Source organism: Psychrobacter sp. NPDC077938 (assembly GCF_044542635.1).
Classification (GTDB): Bacteria; Pseudomonadota; Gammaproteobacteria; order Pseudomonadales; family Moraxellaceae; genus Psychrobacter.
In genome coordinates this window covers 287,527-300,568 of record NZ_JBITUW010000002.1, presented here as the reverse complement: position 1 = coordinate 300,568, position 13,042 = coordinate 287,527, and the positions used below count along the sequence as shown (strand labels likewise).

Genomic DNA, 13,042 nt, shown 5'->3' with positions numbered 1-13,042 from the left:
CATTAGCCAAACCTTCTATCGTGACAGTGTAGCTGAATTGGACTCATAAAAAAACCACAACGCCAGTAGGTCTGACGTTGTGGTATATGCAAATTGTATATATATTAATTCATAAACCAACCATGACTGGCCACGATAGATTGTCCAGTAAACACATTGGTTGGGAAAGCCGCTAAAAATAGCGCCAATTGGGCAATGTCTTCTACTGTCGTAAACTCTTTATCTACGGTATTGACCAGCATAATATCGTTAATAACCGACTCTTCACTGATACCTTTTTCAGCTGCTTGCTCTGGAATTTGTTTTTCGACCAATGGTGTTTTGACAAATCCTGGGCAAATTACATGCGAGCGTACCTTATGCGCGGCACCTTCTTTGGCTAACACACGACACAGTCCTAGTAATCCGTGCTTCGCGGTTACGTAAGGGGCTTTATACAATGAAGCCTCATGCGAATGAGCAGAGCCCATATAAATAACTGTGCCGCCCTTATCGCCTTTATACATGTGCTTAATCGCAGCTTTAGTGGTCAAAAAAGCGCCATCTAAGTGGATATTAAGCATTTTCTTCCAATCACTAAACGCCATTTTATCAATAGGGTCAATAATCTGAATGCCGGCATTAGAAACCAAAATATCAATACTGCCAAAAGTATCAACCAGCTGCTGTACACCATCGTTTACTGCCTCTTCTGAGGTAACATCCATGGCAATCGCCAGAGCACGTCCACCAGCAGATTCAATAGCATCAACGGTTTTTTGTGCTGCTTCGAGATTAATATCGGCAATACCAACCGCTGCGCCTGCTTTTGCATAAGTTTCAGCGATGTCACGTCCGATACCACTTGCAGAGCCAGTGACTAATGCTACTTTGCCTGTCAAATCTTGTTGTAATTGGGTCGCCATACATATTCCTTATCATGGTCTAAAATATTATTAGTTTTTATAAAATTGAACTGAACAAATACGCCACTATAATCATAGTGGCGTATTTATTTGCGGGATAAAACATATTAATCTTACGACAATCACTTTACTGTACAAAGTTTACTGAATAATACTTACTGGTGTTTTTTCTTGTAGCTCGTCAAAGCTTACACCATCTGCTAACTCAACCAGTTTCAGACCCTTGTCAGTAACATCTAATACAGCAAGCTCAGTAATGATACGATCAACCACGCCTTTACCCGTCAATGGCAGTTCACAGTTTGCCAAGATTTTAGGTTCGCCATGCTTATTGACCTGCTCCATCAATACAATCACACGCTGCACGCCTGCGACCAAATCCATCGCCCCGCCCATGCCTTTAACCATCTTTTTGGGAATCATCCAATTGGCCAAATCGCCTTTTTCTGAGACTTCCATTGCACCCAATATTGCCAAGTTGACATGACCGCCACGAATCATTGAAAAAGACTCTGAGCTACTAAAATAGCTAGCACCAGCTTCTGCGGTTACTGTTTGCTTGCCCGCATTAATCAAGTCGGCATCTACGTTTTCTGCTGTAGGGAACTCACCAATACCTAGCAAGCCATTCTCTGATTGTAGCCATACGTCTACGCCTTCAGGAATGTAGTTGGCGACCAACGTTGGGAGACCGATGCCTAGGTTCACATAGTAGCCATCTTGTAGCTCTTTTGCAGCGCGTTGCGCCATTTGCTCTCTTGTCCATGCCATGCTGATTTCCTTATTTTTTGCGATATTCTATTTTTATTCATTTAGACAGCCAGTTATCGAATCAATTGACTGTCTAAACTATTATTAATCTAAAATTGACTATTAATGTCACGTACGATTAAGCGTCGACCACATTTTTATTTACGCGTCTTCTACAGCTTTAGTCGTGGTCTTTTCGATACGTTTTTCAGGGCTAGCATTCAATACAATACGTTGAACAAAAATACCTGGTAGATGCACTTCGTCTGGATCAAATGTACCCGTTTCAACGATTTCTTCGACTTCGACGATCGTGGTTTTACCGGCCATCGCACAATCTGGGTTAAAGTTACGAGCGGTTTTGTTAAATATTAGGTTGCCCGCTTTGTCAGCTTTTTGCGCTTTAATTAGAGCGACATCAGCGCGTAAGGAATGCTCAAGCACATACGTACGCCCATCAAAGTCACGAGTCTCTTTGCCTTCAGCGACCAGAGTACCTACACCTGTTGCGGTATAAAACGCAGGGATACCTGCACCACCTGAACGCAATTTTTCAGCCAATGTACCTTGCGGGGTCAACTCAACTTCTAACTCGCCTGCCAAGTACTGGCGCTCAAACTCTTTGTTCTCGCCCACATAAGATGAAATCATTTTTTTGATTTGGCGCGTCTGTAGCAATAGCCCTAGACCGAAGTCATCGACACCAGCGTTATTACTGATACAAGTCAGCTCTTTAACTTTGCTATCGCGCAGCGCTTCGATTAATGCTTCTGGAATACCGCATAGACCGAATCCACCAATCGCGAGCGTTTGCCCGTCACTGACGACGCCTTTTAGCGCTTCTTCGGCACTGTTATATACTTTTGACTGACTCATGCTTGTCTCCTATGACTGTTATTTATATTTTTAATCCGTGCATAAACTAATGCTGAATTAAGTATCTCAATTATCCGTTTGATTGTTGCTTTTAATAAAACCTAACAGTGAAAATTCATCATGCTTATTTTTCTTTTAAGCGTTATAACGCCATATAGTCGATTCAATTTAAAAATAGTACAAGGCAACCGAGTGTAGATGTATATCTAATACTTCAAGCGAGGTTAACGCAGTAATACTTTTATAGTGAAATGACTATACCAATAGCCAAAACACACTCATGATAATGGCACCCGATACTGCCAGTACTATCAGACAGTAGCCCATGATAGCGCGTGCATCCAAACCTGCGATACCCAATAATGGCAAAGCCCAAAACGGCTGAATCATATTAGTCCATGCATCACCCCACGCGATTGCCATGGCAGTAATGGCTGGACTAACGCCTAGCTCAATACCAGCAGGAATCATAACAGGGCCCTGTACTGCAAACTGTCCACCGCCAGACGGCACAAAGACGTTGACCAAGCCAGCACTTAAAAATGCAAAGATCGGAAAGCTGTCTGCGGAAGCGGAATTGACAAAAAACTCGGTCACTTGCGTACTGATAGAGATACCACCTGCATTGGCACCCGTCATAATGCCCATGATGCCACCGTAGAACGGGAACAATAGCACAATACCCGTGATGCCACCTATCCCTGAGTGTACGGCACGATAATAACGCTCTAGCGTGCCATGCGATAGCAAACCTATGAACAAGAATAGCCCAATGACGATGTTTAGCCCTAGGTTAAAACCGTTACTACCAAACTCGCTGATATAGTACATCAGTGCTAAGGCCAATAAGATGACAGCGATAATACGGCTATCATCTAGCTTTTGTGCAGGCGTGTCTCTTTGGGGCGCGACGTAGATATCTTCTTTGATCAGCTTAGGATCAATAACCGTAGGGTTTTTAGGATGCATAAAGCGATTTAGCAGAGGCAAAATAACGATAAGCAAACCTACTAGCAGCATGTTGTAGCCTGCAAATACCGTCTGCGATAAAGGTACTGCTTCGGTCATGGTATTGCCTGACAGCGTCAGTAGCGTATCACCGCCCGAGCTAAGTGTCAGCGGTATCGAACCTGAAAAGCCACCATGCCAAATTACAAAGCCTGAATAGGCGGCAGCGACCAATAGCGGATAGTCGACGTTAGCCACTTTTCTGGCCAGTGCCTTTGCAAAGATTGCCCCGATGATTAAACCAAAACCCCAGTTTATCCATGAACCAACCAGTCCAACTAAGGTTGATACGATAATGGCGGTCGTAGGAGAGTGGACTCTACTAGCGAGATTGTCCAATAAGCGCTGAATAAATGGTGCGCTAGCAAATGCATAACCAGTCACTAGGACCAACGCCATTTGCATGGCAAAGCTATGCAATGACCACAGTCCATTGCCCCAGTGCCCTGCCATAGCAATCATGTCCTGGCCAGTAGTAGCCAGTCCTACAGCAAACGCGATAAGGGTCAAAACGATCGAAAATACGAATGGGGATGGTAGATAGCGATTGACTAACTGCACGCTCATATTAGTGATGGCACTAAACATATTCACATTCCTTGTAAATTTGATGTTTGGTTTTAAGAGTTGTTATTAGCGCTTTGTTAAACGCTTATCAGATTTAAGTGCGGTTACTGCCACTACGTCTGATAAAGGGCAAGCATTATATTTTACATTGGCATTCATAACAATACATTCTATCTCGCTATATCATGCGTGAAACACTTGTGCTAACTTAACATATTATTTTCGTAGCGACTAGAAAATAACCATCAGCGCATGTGAGTCAACGCTGTGCAGGAGTTAAATTGTCGAGATATTAATGATTAGCAGTCTATGAGTCTAGATTTATGTTTGATAAAACAGACCGAATAGGCTTATTTTGATTAATTTTATTGACCTATATCGACAGGCACGGCATACTCGCTGCCTTATTTTTTTGCCAAGGAGGGCCGTCATGTTTAGTACACTTGCTATTGTCATTACCCTATTATTACTCATGTTCTTTGCTTATCGCGGTTATTCTGTGTTGATCCTAGCACCGATTATGGCGACATTAGCAGTCTTACTGTCAGGTGACTTCTTAAGCACCATTCCCGCTTATACCGATGTCTTTATGGGCGCGTTGAGTGGATTCTTACTCAAATTCTTCCCGATATTCTTGCTAGGCGCACTATTTGGACGCTTAATGGCAGACTCTGGTGCAGCAACCGCCATTGCCAATACGGTCGTCGAAAAGCTCGGTGCCAGCAAAGCCATTCTTGCGGTGATTTTGGTCTGTGCTATTTTGACCTATGGCGGCGTATCGTTGTTCGTTGTGGCTTTTGCTATCTATCCAATCGCCAAAGACTTGTTTAGAGCAGCAGATATTCCAAAACGCTTGATTCCAGCAGCGATTGCGTTAGGATCGTTTACGTTTACGATGACCGCATTACCAGGCACGCCAGCTATCCAAAACGCTATTCCAATTCCTTACTACAACACCAACGTATTTGCCGCACCTATTTTGGGTATCATCGGTGGTACGATCATGTTTATTTGTGGTTGGATGTGGCTTCAGTCACGCGCCAGAAAAGCCAATGCAGCAGGCGAAGGTTATGGTCAGCATGACGAAGAAGATGTAGGCGGCGTTGGCGCAACGGCAAAAGAAGCTGAGGTATTAAATACTCACCATACTTCTTTTACCATTGCGATGATTCCACTTGTATTGGTCATTGGCTTGAACGCTCTATTGACCTATATGGTATTCCCGTCGATAGATTTCAGTAGTCTACAAACTCAGTTCCCAGACTTAAATGTCGCAGGCTCACTTGGGTTGTGGTCAATTATTATCTCGTTGGTCGTGGCTTGTGTGGTGTTAATTCTGCTCCGTATCGGACATTGGAATAATCTACAAAAAACCATTAACCGTGGTACTTATGATTCTATGTTGCCGATTTTTAATACCGCATCAGAAGTTGGTTACGGTGCGGTTATCGCGTCGCTCGCAGGCTTCCTTATCATTCGTGATAGCATTCTAAACCTAAACCCTGACAACCCTCTGATCTCAGAAGCGGTCGCTATGACTACGCTTGCTGGTATCACAGGTTCATCGTCTGGCGGTTTGAGTATTGCGCTGTCGACATTGGGTGAAGACTATCTCAGAATGGCAGTCAATGCCGGTATCGACCCTGAGCTAATGCACCGCGTAGCCGTTATGGCGGCAGGTGGTCTTGATACGCTTCCGCACAGTGGCGCTGTCATTACCTTGCTCGCCATTTGTGGTCTGACCCATAAGCAGTCTTATTTGAACTTGGCGATGGTTACGATGGTCATTCCATTGGTCGCTGTGGTCGCTGTTATTATCTTAGGTACGATGTTTGGTTCATTCTAAATTGATCGGGATTTGCTACTAATACCTGAGCTAGTAATACATAAACAAAAACCCACTGGGCATACTGCTTAGTGGGTTTTTTCATGGTCGATTGATGATCATTCTATAACTATCAAATACGATGCAAGGCTATTGTTTATGGTTACTAAGTACTTGCCAAATGAGAAGTAATTACCAAGGAATATCACAAATTTATTTGATTTACGGTATCATAGGCACACTTTTTGAATTTTTATTATTTTTAGAAGTTTTTAGCATTAACGATGTCGCATCGATGAGCGATGAACCGCTTAAGATGTTCGATAACTAACCCGTTTATATAAAAATATAGGTGATTTTGTGCGTGAGATTCTAGTAACCAGTGCGCTGCCCTACGCCAATGGCTATATCCATTTGGGGCATCTTGTAGAATATATTCAGACTGACATTTGGGTACGTGCGATGAAAGCGCAAGGCCATCAGGTCACCTATGTCTGCGCGGATGATGCACACGGTACGGCAATCATGCTCAAAGCAGAAGCCAATGGCGTAACACCAGAAGAGCAAATTGCCTCAGTTAAAGCCTCACATGAAGCGGATTTTTCAAAGTTCCTTATCAACTTTGATAATTACCACAGCACCCATTCAGAAGAAAACAAACAGTTCTCTGAGTTGATTTATCGTCGTCTCAATGATGCTGGTCATATCAGCACAAAAGACGTCGAGCAGCTATTTGATCCTGAAAAGCAATTATTTCTAGCCGATCGCTTTGTTAAAGGTACTTGTCCAGAGTGTGATTCACCAGACCAGTACGGCGATAACTGCGAAGTATGTGGCACCACTTACGATGCAACGGATCTAAAAGACCCGCATTCGACACTGTCTAATGCAACGCCTGTACTCAAAACCTCTAAGCATTATTTCTTTGATTTGCCAGAGTTTGAGCAATTCTTACAGGACTGGACACGTAGTGATAATCGCTTGCAAACGTCAGTCGCCAACAAACTTCAAGAATGGTTTGAGGCAGGACTTGCCAGCTGGGATATCTCACGCGATGCGCCCTACTTCGGCTTCCAAATTCCAGATACCCCAAGCGATGAACCAGACAAATACTTTTACGTATGGCTAGATGCGCCAGTCGGCTACATGGCAAGCTTTAAAAACCTATGTGATAAGCGTGCTGGTACAGACCAAGCACTTGATTTTGACCGCTACTGGGCACAAGAAAACGAGCATAAAACCGAGGTCTATCACTTTATCGGTAAAGACATCGTGTATTTCCATGCCTTGTTTTGGCCAGCCATGCTAGCTGGTAGCGAATACCGTACACCGACTGGTGTTTTTGCCCATGGCTTCTTGATGGTCAATGGCGAAAAAATGAGTAAGTCACGCGGTACTTTTATCAAAGCCGAGACGTATGCTGAGCACTTACATCCTGAATACCTGCGTTATTATTTCGCCAGTAAATTATCTGACAAAGTTGAAGACATTAATTTAGATTTAGAAGACTTTATGCAAAAGGTCAACTCTGACTTGGTTGGTAAAGTTGTCAATATCGCCAGTCGTAGTGCAGGGTTCTTGGTTAAGAAGTACGACGGTATGCTGTCAGAAGTTTGCGTCGAGTCAGAGCTATTAGAAGACATCACCAAAACGGGCGATGAGATTGCTGCTGCTTATGAGAATCGTGAATTCTCGCGTGCTATGCGCCTAATCATGCAATGTGCGGACAAAGCCAACGAATATATCGATGCCAAAAAACCATGGTCACTCGCGAAATTGGAGGGTACTGAGCAAGAAGTTCAAGACGTCTGCTCGGTCGCTATCAATATTTTCCGTCAACTGATGGTTTATCTCGCGCCAGTATTACCTGAGCTGACTAATAATGCCAAAGAGTTTTTGAACCTTGATGACTTAAGTTTTGCCAGTCGTAATGAGTGGTTACTAGGTCATAAAATCAATAAGTTCAAACCACTGATGCAACGTATCGAAGAAAAAGATATTGAAGCAATGGTAGAAGATTCTAAAGCATCCTTAACTCAAGCAGACGCTCCTGCCGCAAAAGACAAAGCATCTGCAACAGCTGCTAGTACTGATGCCGAGCAAATTGATTATATTGGTATCGAAGACTTTGCCAAAGTTGAGATGAAAGTCGCACACGTCTTAGAGTGTAACCATGTCGAAGGTGCTGATAAGTTACTACAGTTCACGCTAGATGTTGGTGAAGACAAACCACGCAATGTGTTTAGCGGTATTCGTAAGTTCTATGAGCCTGAGCAATTGGTTAATAAAAAGGTTATTTGCGTGACCAACCTTGCCCCGCGCAAGATGAAATTTGGCGTATCAGAAGGTATGGTACTGTCAACTGGCGAACCAAAGACGGGCTTAACTGTCGTTACCTTACCGGATGCTTGTGTTGTTGGTGATGTATTGGCTTAGCTATTATTTTTAACATTAAAAAATAAAAAAAGATGCCCTAAGTGGCATCTTTTTTTTATGGCTGATTTGTCAAATTCATAAAAACCAAACCTGATACTTATCTACTCAAAATATCGATAATCTGCAACGTGTCATTAATCACCGTCACAATGTTATTTTCTGGCGTACGAATACGAACGTAACGGTCATCATAACGGTCTAAAACGACAGAGCGATCATAATCCCTTCTATCAATCTTCCCGACTACTCTATAACCGTATCTATCAAGATCACGCTTAAATGAAGCATTTGGGCTAGCATTGCGATAAGCGTTAATACTTGGGTGGGCGTTGCCACTATGCTTATAGTTTTTACTAACATGGGCAGAGTTACCTTTGCTGTTACCATGTCCATTACCGTGCCCGTTTCCATGACCATCTTTTGCCATAGCAGGCAATCCAATCAAAGAAGTAGCAGTGATACCAGCGATGGTTAATAATTTAAGATTAGCAGTGTTCATAATATTACCTTAAAATAGTCATTCGAAAAATTTAGATAAATAAAAAAATTAGATAAATAGTAAAGTCTATTTCACATCCACTATGGCAGCACAATGTCACCAAAATGACTGGATTATCTTTAGAATTATCATGTTTCTCGTATGAAAATTAGCTTACGTTAATTATGAAGTGAGTACGTAATAGATGCGTTGCTAGGATGTAAGCGTTTTGCATATGGTTTGAGCAAACAAAAGTACCCTAGCGGCATCCGTTATATTCAGATCTAGATAAGAGCTTCAATGCCTCACGCGTCTTAATAAGATAAAAAGAAGTGATGATTTTTTTATTATCTATCACCATGACCGCTACACATTAATTTCTTATTGCGATAACTTACATTACTGTCATAATATGAACATAATAATCGATGGAACGATTACTTTATTTAATTGTTAGCCTGCTATCTCAGCATCAACATAGCATTGACTTGGCTAATCTGCATTCTTCAATATCATGGCAAAAAACCAAAGTACACCAAACAGATGAGTAAAATGACTACTATATAATTTAGTAGGCTCAATCAGTCTGGCAGTATCTACTTGGTTTTTGCGATTGATATAACCTATGAGTTAACCTAATAATGACTATCGCTTCTACTCTACGCTTAAGCCTATATGGCGTTGCTCTTAGTGCCATTAGCACACTTGGACTAATCGGCTGCTCAAACTCCTCTACCGATACCGCAGCGACTGCTGAAAATAGCACGGCTACAGACAAACCTGCCAAATCAATTGCCATTACTCAAATCGTTGAGCATCCATCACTAGATGATATGCGCCGCGGTATTATTGATGAATTAGCAGATAACGGCTATGTCGAAGGTCAAAACCTAACTGTTAACTTTCAAAGTGCGCAAGGGAATACAGCGACTGCGGGACAGATTGCCAAGCAATTTGCAGGAGACAATCCTGATGCGATCGTAGCAATCTCAACGCCTTCTGCGCAGTCAGTGGTAGCCGCGACCACCACTATCCCTATTATCTACACCGCTGTATCAGATCCATTGGGTGCCAAGCTCATTACGGCAGATGGCACGCCTTTTCAAAGCAATTTGACTGGACTATCAAGCCAGCTGCCATTAGAGCCGCAGTTGGATTTGTTACAGCAGATAAAACCTGATTTAAAGACCATTGGTTATGTCTATAGCCCAGGTGAAGCAAACTCAGTGTCATTGCGTGAAAATCTCAAACAAGCTCTGCCAGCTCGAGGTCTGTCACTATTAGACATTCCTGCCAATCGTCCAACGGATATCGGTATGGCGACACGCAGTTTGCAAGGACGTGCAGATATCATCTATACCTCATTTGACAACAATGTTGCCTCTGCCTTTGAGGCCATGACCCAAGCAGCAAATGAGCTCAAGTTACCGATTATCGCGTCTGATGAATTCAGTGTAAAACGCGGCGCGACTGCTGCGCTTGGTGTTAATGACTATGATTTTGGTCGTACTACTGGCAAGATGGTATATCGCGTGTTAAATGGCGAAGCGGTTAACACCATCAAACCTGAAGTCATGAATGATCTGACCTTATATGTCAGTCCTAAGCATGCCAAAACACAAGGTGTCAGCTTGCCAGCAGAGTTACTAAAAAACGCCATCAATGTTGATATTGATGCTGAAACCAAATAAAAAGTAGTAAGCTATCTATTAGCTCGTCAATTATTTATATAGTGTACGGACACACTATTATTTTAGGAGTAAGACCCATGTTGTCTCAAAATCGTTTTGGTCGTTTTAATTTCGGTAAGGCTTTATTATTAGGCGGTGTATGTACGGCTATCTTGACTGGTTGTAACCAATCAGCACAAGATGATGGCTCCACTGATGCTGCCGCTAGCGGTGATGCAGCGACGGCTATGAAGACCGTTGCGATTACCGCTATCGTCGAACATCCAGCGCTTGATGATGTACGTAAAGGTGTCATCGACGAGCTAAACGAAGCAGGCTTCAAGGACGGTGAAAACTTAACCGTTAACTTCCAAAGCGCGCAAGGAAACACTGCTACTGCTGGTCAGATTGCTAAGCAATTTGTCGCTGATGCGCCGGATGTTATCGTCGCTATTGCAACACCGTCTGCGCAGTCTGTTGCCGCTTCTACTAGCAGCATTCCATTGGTATTCTCAGCAGTTACTGATCCAGTAGCAGCCAAACTGGTACCTAAGCTAGATGGCTCAGGCACCAACGTTACAGGCGCATCAGATGCCCTACCGTATGAGCCACAGATTGATTTGATGCGTCAAATCATTCCATCATTAAAGAACGTCGGTTATGTCTATAGCCCAGGTGAAGTCAACTCAACGATTATCTTAAAAAATCTAAAAGAGAAGCTAACACCACTCGGTATCAATGTATTAGAAGCGCCTGCACAGCGTAGTAATGACATTGCGATGGCGGCACGTAGTCTCGAAGGTAAGGTCGATATGATCTACACTTCAACTGACAACAACGTGGTATCAGCGTACGAGTCACTTTATCAAATCGCTAAACAAAGTAAGATTCCTCTTATTGCCTCAGACACTAGCTCAGTTGAGCGCGGTGCTGTTGCTGCCTTAGGCGTGAACTACTATGAGCTTGGCCGCGAAACTGGTAAAATTGTCGTACGTATCTTAAACGGTGAAAAAGCAGGTGCTATCCCTGTTTACACTCCACAAGCGCTTGATCTATATGTCAGTCCAAAACACGCTAAAGAAGAAGGCATTACGTTGCCACAAGCGGTTATCGATAAAGCTAAAGAAGTGGTAGAATAACGCACCTTTGTATTTGGCTCAAAATAGCAGGTATAAATAGGAAAGCGACACTACTTAATACTGTGTTGTATACCTTAAATATACGGCTAATGATTAAATAAGAAACCCAGCTATGAGTCATTAGGCTGGGCTTCTTGTCTAAACAGAGTCTTTTTTGCAAGCGTGCTTAATAGTGCTGTATTTGTCTGAGAATTTATCTGATACTTGTTAAGTAGAGGATAGGTCTATTGATTGCATTGCAGTGCCCTGAACCATTGCTTCAAACCAAGGTAGCTTATGATCGTTGTTAATCGTGATATGTTTTGGTTTACCCTAACCGCAGATTGCTTAATCTGTTAAATTCACCGCTTAGCTGTTTAGCAGGTAGATGATTTTGGCAATTGCCATTTACTTATCTTGGTACCATACGCTAGACACTTGGTTATGACTTACTGATCTCTTATGTCTTTAATTGCTTTTTTTGGTGCGCTTGAAAGTGGTCTGATTTATGGCCTAGTAGCACTCGGTGTGCTTATCTCATTTCGTACGCTCGACTTTCCAGATTTGACCGCTGACGGTAGTTTTCCGTTAGGTGGCGCAGTCGCTGGTATTTCTATCATCGCTGGTATCAACCCATGGTTGGCCTGTGCTTTTGGGATGTTAGCAGGTTCAGTCGCTGGTATCGTCACGGCATGGTTGCATGTCAAACTTGGCATCTTGCAACTGCTTGCCAGTATCTTGGTCATGGTTGCCTTATATTCTGTCAACCTACGTATCATGGGCGCGCCAAACCTACCCTTGCTTGGCGAAACCACAGTGTTTAGCACCTTGGTGACCGATGGTAATGGTTATTGGATGCGTTGCCTGATTATTGGTGTCGTTGTCGCAGCTGCTATGTTATTTTTGAACTGGTTCTATAGCACTGAGACAGGTCTGTCGATGCGTGCTACTGGCTCAAACCTAAGAATGGCACAGGCGCAAGGTATCAATACCTCGTGGATGACCATCATCGGTATGGCGATTTCTAACGGTTTGATTGCCTTAGCGGGAGCGCTGTTTGTTCAGACTCAGGGTGGCGCAGATATCTCGATTGGTATCGGTACGATTGTTATCGGTCTAGCAGCAGTCATCATCGGTGAGACGATCATTCCTGCCAAGCGTATTTGGCTGATTACCTTTGCCGTTGTTGTCGGCGCGGTATTGTACAAACTGTTTATTCAGGTCGCATTATCAAGCGATACGCTACGTAGCATCGGCTTTGGTCCACAGGATTTGAACTTGATTACCGCATTGCTCGTGGTACTAGCCTTGGTATTGCCAAAAGCGAAAACCAAGTTTTTATCACGCAAGGTTCGCGCCTAATGACAGTCAAAGCAGGTAGTTATAACACTTGCGACGCTTGAAGAGAC

General features: G+C 43.1%; 10 protein-coding genes. 5 read left to right on the top strand and 5 right to left on the bottom strand.

What is annotated here, in order from left to right; genetic code table 11:
• Positions 1-104 precede the first annotated feature (104 nt).
• The 4 genes from ACIGBM_RS04765 to ACIGBM_RS04750 form a co-directional block, all read right to left on the bottom strand.
• Complete coding sequence (locus tag ACIGBM_RS04765; RefSeq protein WP_397476931.1) at positions 105-905, bottom strand: 3-hydroxybutyrate dehydrogenase; 801 nt, start codon at positions 903-905, stop codon at positions 105-107.
• Between the two features lie 141 nt (positions 906-1,046).
• Positions 1,047-1,676 carry a 3-oxoacid CoA-transferase subunit B gene (locus ACIGBM_RS04760; protein WP_341608942.1) on the bottom strand — a complete coding sequence of 210 codons (630 nt, stop codon included), beginning with the start codon at positions 1,674-1,676 and terminating at the stop codon, positions 1,047-1,049.
• Between the two features lie 141 nt (positions 1,677-1,817).
• On the bottom strand, positions 1,818-2,531 hold the full coding sequence (locus ACIGBM_RS04755) for a CoA transferase subunit A (protein WP_397476930.1): 714 nt from the start codon (positions 2,529-2,531) through the stop codon (positions 1,818-1,820).
• Between the two features lie 255 nt (positions 2,532-2,786).
• Positions 2,787-4,127, bottom strand: coding sequence for a short-chain fatty acid transporter (locus ACIGBM_RS04750; RefSeq protein WP_397476929.1), 1,341 nt, complete (start codon positions 4,125-4,127; stop codon positions 2,787-2,789).
• Between the two features lie 409 nt (positions 4,128-4,536).
• On the opposite strand from ACIGBM_RS04750, the gene ACIGBM_RS04745 reads away from it, so the two are divergent.
• Together ACIGBM_RS04745 and metG are read left to right on the top strand one after the other, a co-directional pair.
• Positions 4,537-5,952: a GntP family permease gene (locus ACIGBM_RS04745; protein WP_397476928.1), complete on the top strand. Its 1,416-nt coding sequence runs from the start codon at positions 4,537-4,539 to the stop codon at positions 5,950-5,952.
• 339 nt (positions 5,953-6,291) lie between these two features.
• Complete coding sequence (gene metG / locus ACIGBM_RS04740; RefSeq protein ID WP_397476927.1) at positions 6,292-8,367, top strand: methionine--tRNA ligase; 2,076 nt, start codon at positions 6,292-6,294, stop codon at positions 8,365-8,367.
• Positions 8,368-8,464: 97 nt separating this feature from the next.
• On the opposite strand, the gene ACIGBM_RS04735 is transcribed toward metG, so the two are convergent.
• Complete coding sequence (locus tag ACIGBM_RS04735; RefSeq protein ID WP_191115023.1) at positions 8,465-8,866, bottom strand: hypothetical protein; 402 nt, start codon at positions 8,864-8,866, stop codon at positions 8,465-8,467.
• Between the two features lie 620 nt (positions 8,867-9,486).
• On the opposite strand from ACIGBM_RS04735, the gene ACIGBM_RS04730 reads away from it, so the two are divergent.
• From ACIGBM_RS04730 to ACIGBM_RS04720, 3 genes are all read left to right on the top strand, one after another.
• Complete coding sequence (locus tag ACIGBM_RS04730; protein WP_397476926.1) at positions 9,487-10,536, top strand: ABC transporter substrate-binding protein; 1,050 nt, start codon at positions 9,487-9,489, stop codon at positions 10,534-10,536.
• Between the two features lie 77 nt (positions 10,537-10,613).
• Positions 10,614-11,654, top strand: coding sequence for an ABC transporter substrate-binding protein (locus ACIGBM_RS04725; RefSeq protein ID WP_160020900.1), 1,041 nt, complete (start codon positions 10,614-10,616; stop codon positions 11,652-11,654).
• Between the two features lie 441 nt (positions 11,655-12,095).
• Positions 12,096-12,995 carry an ABC transporter permease gene (locus ACIGBM_RS04720; RefSeq protein ID WP_101204314.1) on the top strand — a complete coding sequence of 300 codons (900 nt, stop codon included), beginning with the start codon at positions 12,096-12,098 and terminating at the stop codon, positions 12,993-12,995.
• Positions 12,996-13,042: the final 47 nt, after the last annotated feature.

Coding starts and splice junctions, on each gene's coding strand:
- ACIGBM_RS04765 (WP_397476931.1), bottom strand. CDS start 905: ATGGCGACCCAATTACAACAAGATTTGACAGGCAAAGTAGCATTAGTC.
- ACIGBM_RS04760 (WP_341608942.1), bottom strand. CDS start 1,676: ATGGCATGGACAAGAGAGCAAATGGCGCAACGCGCTGCAAAAGAGCTA.
- ACIGBM_RS04755 (WP_397476930.1), bottom strand. CDS start 2,531: ATGAGTCAGTCAAAAGTATATAACAGTGCCGAAGAAGCGCTAAAAGGC.
- ACIGBM_RS04750 (WP_397476929.1), bottom strand. CDS start 4,127: ATGTTTAGTGCCATCACTAATATGAGCGTGCAGTTAGTCAATCGCTAT.
- ACIGBM_RS04745 (WP_397476928.1), top strand. CDS start 4,537: ATGTTTAGTACACTTGCTATTGTCATTACCCTATTATTACTCATGTTC.
- ACIGBM_RS04735 (WP_191115023.1), bottom strand. CDS start 8,866: ATGAACACTGCTAATCTTAAATTATTAACCATCGCTGGTATCACTGCT.
- ACIGBM_RS04730 (WP_397476926.1), top strand. CDS start 9,487: ATGACTATCGCTTCTACTCTACGCTTAAGCCTATATGGCGTTGCTCTT.
- ACIGBM_RS04725 (WP_160020900.1), top strand. CDS start 10,614: ATGTTGTCTCAAAATCGTTTTGGTCGTTTTAATTTCGGTAAGGCTTTA.
- ACIGBM_RS04720 (WP_101204314.1), top strand. CDS start 12,096: ATGTCTTTAATTGCTTTTTTTGGTGCGCTTGAAAGTGGTCTGATTTAT.